The following is a 4,840-nucleotide window of genomic DNA, read 5'->3' on the forward strand; positions in this document are numbered from 1 at the left end:
ACGGTAACCCCAAACAATACTGCTGGAGTGGCATCGTCTTCGCCGACACTTTGTGTAAATACAACGCTAACCAACATAACACATTCAACTTCTGGTGCGACAGGAATAGGCACAGCAACTGGTTTACCAGCAGGAGTTTCTGCTTCATGGGCATCAAATACGATTACCATAAGTGGTACCCCAACAGCATCAGGAACATTTAATTATGCTATTCCATTAACTGGTGGTTGTGGTTCAGTAAATGCAACAGGGACAATTACAGTTACACCAAACAACACTGCAAGTGCAGCGAGTACAACACCAACATTGTGTATCAATACTGCATTAACAGCAATCACTCATGCAACAACTAGAGCTACCGGTATTGGAACAGCAACAGGATTACCAGCTGGAGTAACTGCCGCTTTTGCAAATAATACCATTACCATAAGTGGTACCCCAACAGCATCAGGGATTTTTAATTATAGCATTCCTTTGACGGGTGGTTGTGGTTCAGTGAATGCTACAGGAACAATTACAGTAAGCGCCTCACCATCAACCGGTAACCTAAGCGGGAGCCAAGCAATTTGTTCCAACGGTACTACTACTTTCAGCTCAACTGTAGCGGGCGGAGCTTGGACATCAGGTAATACTGCTATAGCAACCATCAATAGTACAACAGGAGTTGTAACAGGTGTTTCTGCCGGAACAGCAACGATGACCTACACAGTCACCGGAACAGGAGGATGTGCTAATGCTTCGGCAACAAGGACCATAACGGTAAGCCCAATCGTCACTCCAAGTGTTACAATATCGGCATCTCCATCAAGCACGTTTTGTTCAGGAACTAGTGTAACCTTTACTGCTACACCAACAAATGGCGGTACATCACCATTGTATCAATGGAAGTTGAATGGTATTAACATTATTGGAGCAAACAGTCCTACTTTTACTTCAACCACTTTAACTAACGGACAAATTGTAACAGTAGAAATGACCTCTAATGCAGTATGTGGTTCAACAGCGCTATCCAACAGCATTACTACAACTGTAAATACCCCAATTGGGATTACGGCTATCACACCGGCCAGTACTGCTATTGCAACTAATCAAACTACTACCATTACTGCAACAGGAGTTGTAGGTACAGGCGCAGTAGTTTACTGGTATTCTGGTTCAAATCAAACAGGATCAGCACACGGAACTGGTCTAACATCAAATCCAGTGGGTCCGGGAACTTATTATGCAGTTGTAACAGGAACCTGTGGCACTCCTATAGAATTAGCCACTACTATCTCTGCAATATTTAGTTGGACAGGTGCTGTGTCAACAGCATGGAATAATGCTGGCAACTGGGCTGAAGGAGTTATTCCAAATGCACAAACTGCTGTGGTAATAAGTGGTACAGCAGCTAACCAACCTATTATATCAGGAGTTAATAATTTTGCAAATAGTATAACGTTACTAGACAATGCAGTATTAACCATTGATACTAATGGGGGTATTCAAGTGACTAATGATATTACAGTCGCCAATAGTGCTCAATTTATCGTTAATGATAAGGCAAATTTAGCCCAAATTAATCCTAATGCTGTGAATTCAGGAATTATAAAAGTAAGAAAAAAAACCCAGCAATTAAGACGTTTGGATTATGTATTATGGTCATCTCCTACACAAGGAACACAAACTTTAAAACAGTTTTCGCCTCAGACCGTTGATAACCGTTTTTATACCTACAACTCAGCGACAAATTTATACAGTGTAGTTAGTGATGTTCAGACTCCTTTTGAAACAGGTAAAGGATATCTAATTCGTACCCCAAATAACCATTCGACATCACCTTCACATTGGAATGTTGAATTCCAGGGAACACTCAATAATGGTACCATAGTAAAACAATTGCCTGCACCAAGAGCAGGAAATCAAAATCGTTACTTTTTGGTTGGAAATCCATATGCTTCCTCCATCAGTGTTTTAAGTTTTATCCAAGCTAATGAAGCGAACATAACCGGCATTACCTATTTATGGAGAAAAACCAATGGCAACGCCATATCGGGTTATTCAGTTCTTCAAAGAAATGTAAACGGCACCTTAAATTTTAATAGTAATGGACAAGGTCAGAATCCCGGTAGTTGTATTCCATCAGGACAAGGATTTATTGTAGAGATGAAAGAAGGCGCTTCTCAAGTAGTCTTTACCAATGCCATGAGAGTATGTGATGGTTTTGGAGTATTTAATCGAACAATGCAACAAACCAATAATGACCAGGCTAATGATCAACTTACTTTAAAATTTAGTCAAGATAATGGTCAATTTACTTTTGCTACCGTGGGTTACTTCGTCAATGCTTCAAATGATTTTGAATCTTCCTATGATGCACAAGACATGGGTGATGGGACTTTTTCGGTTGCTTCAGCTTTAGAAGAAAAGAGATTGATTACTCAGTCTAGAGGATTATTTTCAACAACTGATATTGTACCATTGTCCTTGATAACACCTACTGCTGGAGCTTATCAATTGTCGTTGGATCAAGTTGGTGGTTTGTTTGCAGATGGTCAAAACGTTTATTTGCGTGACAATGTTACTACCACTGTTCATAATTTAACCGAGGGCGCTTATGATTTCACAAGTGATGCCGGGACCTATTCAACCCGATTCGAGCTGCTTTATCAATCCGGTACTTTAGGTGTTAACAATCCTGTTTTAACAGAGAATCAGGTGGTAATTTACAAAACACCTTCAAATGAGTTGTCTATCAATATCGTAAATTTCGTGATGGATGATGTCATGATTTATGACGTAAACGGTCGGTTGTTGACAGAGGTTAAAAATATCAATAATAAGCAAACCTTGGTGAAAATCAATTTTACCACAGATGTATTGTTGGTTAAAATTAAAACTCAGGAAGGTAAAACATTGACCAAAAAAGTATTATTCCCTAGAACCTCACTTAAGAAAGATGTTAAGGTAAATGCGAACATACAGCTAGCGGAAGATGAATAAAAGTTTTTTTTAATTTAATTAAATTGTTAGAGTCCCTCCTTTAAAAGAAGGGGCTTTTTTTAATCTTAATGTATTATAGTAATGCTTCAAATAAAATTGTTTTTTCTAGTTTAATATCCAACCGCAATTTGCTTGTTGTGATGAAAATCAAAGTTTTCTAAAGTTGCATTTTTAGGGATATTAATTTTTTGTTTTTTTAAAATTATTGATGTTTTAATTGCTAAAAGTTTAATATAAATTAACACTTTAACGTTTTTATTAATCATTTAATCAATTATATTTTGATGCTAAAATATCGCGTACTTAAGTTTACGGCGAAATTTATTGATCTTTATTTAACAGAGGAGTGTTCAAAAAAAATGTTAAATATACCACAATGTTAATTCAGAAATATAAAAAAACGATTAAAAAACGATTAAAAAACGATTAAAAAATGTTTATAAAATTTTACTTTAAACCGCTATTTTTCTTACTTTTTATAAGTAGTCAACTTGCTGTAGGTCAGACAGTTTTTACAACAGTTCAAAACGGAAATTGGAGTAGTGGCTCCACTTGGCAGGGCGGAGTTCCTCCAGGTTCAGACATCAATTCTAATACAATAATCAATATAAATCACGTTGTTACTTATAATAACAGCAATGATTTGAAAGTGTATGGTAGAGTTAATGTAATAAACGGAACATTTAGGACAGCTCTTTCAGGAAATGGAGAAAATCGTTCAGTTTTCATATATACTAACGCAACTTGGAATATGTGTAATGCAAAAATGTACTTGCCTATCTTTAGTGGAAGTTATGGTTCATTATCCGGCAGTAACAAGTCTGGGAATTTTATTAATCAAAATGGCAAGATTTACATATACAACTCAGTTGTGGAGATAGCTCAAAATTGGGAAGATATAAGCAATCCCAATTCTGGAATAAGGGAGTTGGTAAACAGTTGTTTAAAAGTAGGAGAGAATTTTTATGTAAAAGGTTCTAATGATTTATATGATGGAGCCAATATTTTAATTGGCTTGCATGGAAGTGGGAATTTTAAAAATGAATATAAAATTACTTTTAAAAATAATTGTAGTGTAAAATTAATTGGTTCTGGGTCTGTAGAAAATACGTCAGGTTCGCAAGGTATTTTGGGTTCAGGTAGTCTAACAATACCTGACTTGGCTGCTTTGAAAATATCAAATGGAAATGTTTCCAATGAAAAATCATGGACGGCTAAAATTTTTAATTTTTGCTTGAATGGTGGAAGCATAGGGGGGAGTTTTTCAACCTCTTTTAATAATAGTGTTACAAATAACAATACTACACAAGCGTGTGCGGCTGTCAATAATTTAGCTTTTAGTTGTCCAGAGGCTGCCTGTGTTTTAAGCATATCAGCAGCAGAAACACAGCCGGTGAGTTGTTCAAATGGTGTGATTGCTGCCAATGGATCTGCAACTGTTACCATTGCACCAGGTACAGCTGTTACCAATTGTTTTGGAAATTCAGGGGTTACCTACAGTTGGAACACCAATCCTGTGCAAACAACCGCTACGGCGACAAATTTATTACCGGGAACCTATTCAGTGACAGTAACAGACGCAAGTGGTTGTGTCGCTACAACAACTGTAACTATTTCCCCACCAACGCCGTCAATTATTACTACAACAATTACTTCATGTCTGTCCTATACTTGGCCGGAAAATAATGTAACATATAATCAAAGTGGCATTTATACTATCAACGGAAGTTGTACAAGCAAGGTTTTAGAATTATCTATTATTCCGCAACCGTCAGCTCCAACCGGCTTGGCTTGTTATGAATCAGCCAATTTCAATACTACAACTTGTACTTGGGATGTAACTGGGACGCAACCGTCA

Annotated in this window: 2 protein-coding genes and 1 pseudogene; 2 read left to right on the forward strand and 1 reads right to left on the reverse strand. The window is 37.0% G+C overall.

Going from position 1 to position 4,840, the window contains the following annotated elements:
* Positions 1-2,982: T9SS sorting signal type C domain-containing protein (locus tag HA632_RS06030; RefSeq protein ID WP_176306311.1), on the forward strand; the 2,982-nt coding region annotated here is incomplete at its 5' end.
* Between the two features lie 110 nt (positions 2,983-3,092).
* On the opposite strand, the gene HA632_RS06035 is transcribed toward HA632_RS06030, so the two are convergent.
* Positions 3,093-3,248, reverse strand: a complete 156-nt coding sequence (locus HA632_RS06035) for a hypothetical protein (protein ID WP_176306312.1) — start codon at positions 3,246-3,248, stop codon at positions 3,093-3,095.
* A 167-nt stretch (positions 3,249-3,415) separates the two neighbouring features.
* Between HA632_RS06035 and HA632_RS06040 the strand changes: the two are divergent.
* Positions 3,416-4,840, forward strand: a pseudogene (locus tag HA632_RS06040) (hypothetical protein); the annotation flags it as partial.

This window comes from Flavobacterium sp. J49, assembly GCF_011742145.1.
Taxonomy (GTDB): Bacteria; Bacteroidota; Bacteroidia; order Flavobacteriales; family Flavobacteriaceae; genus Flavobacterium.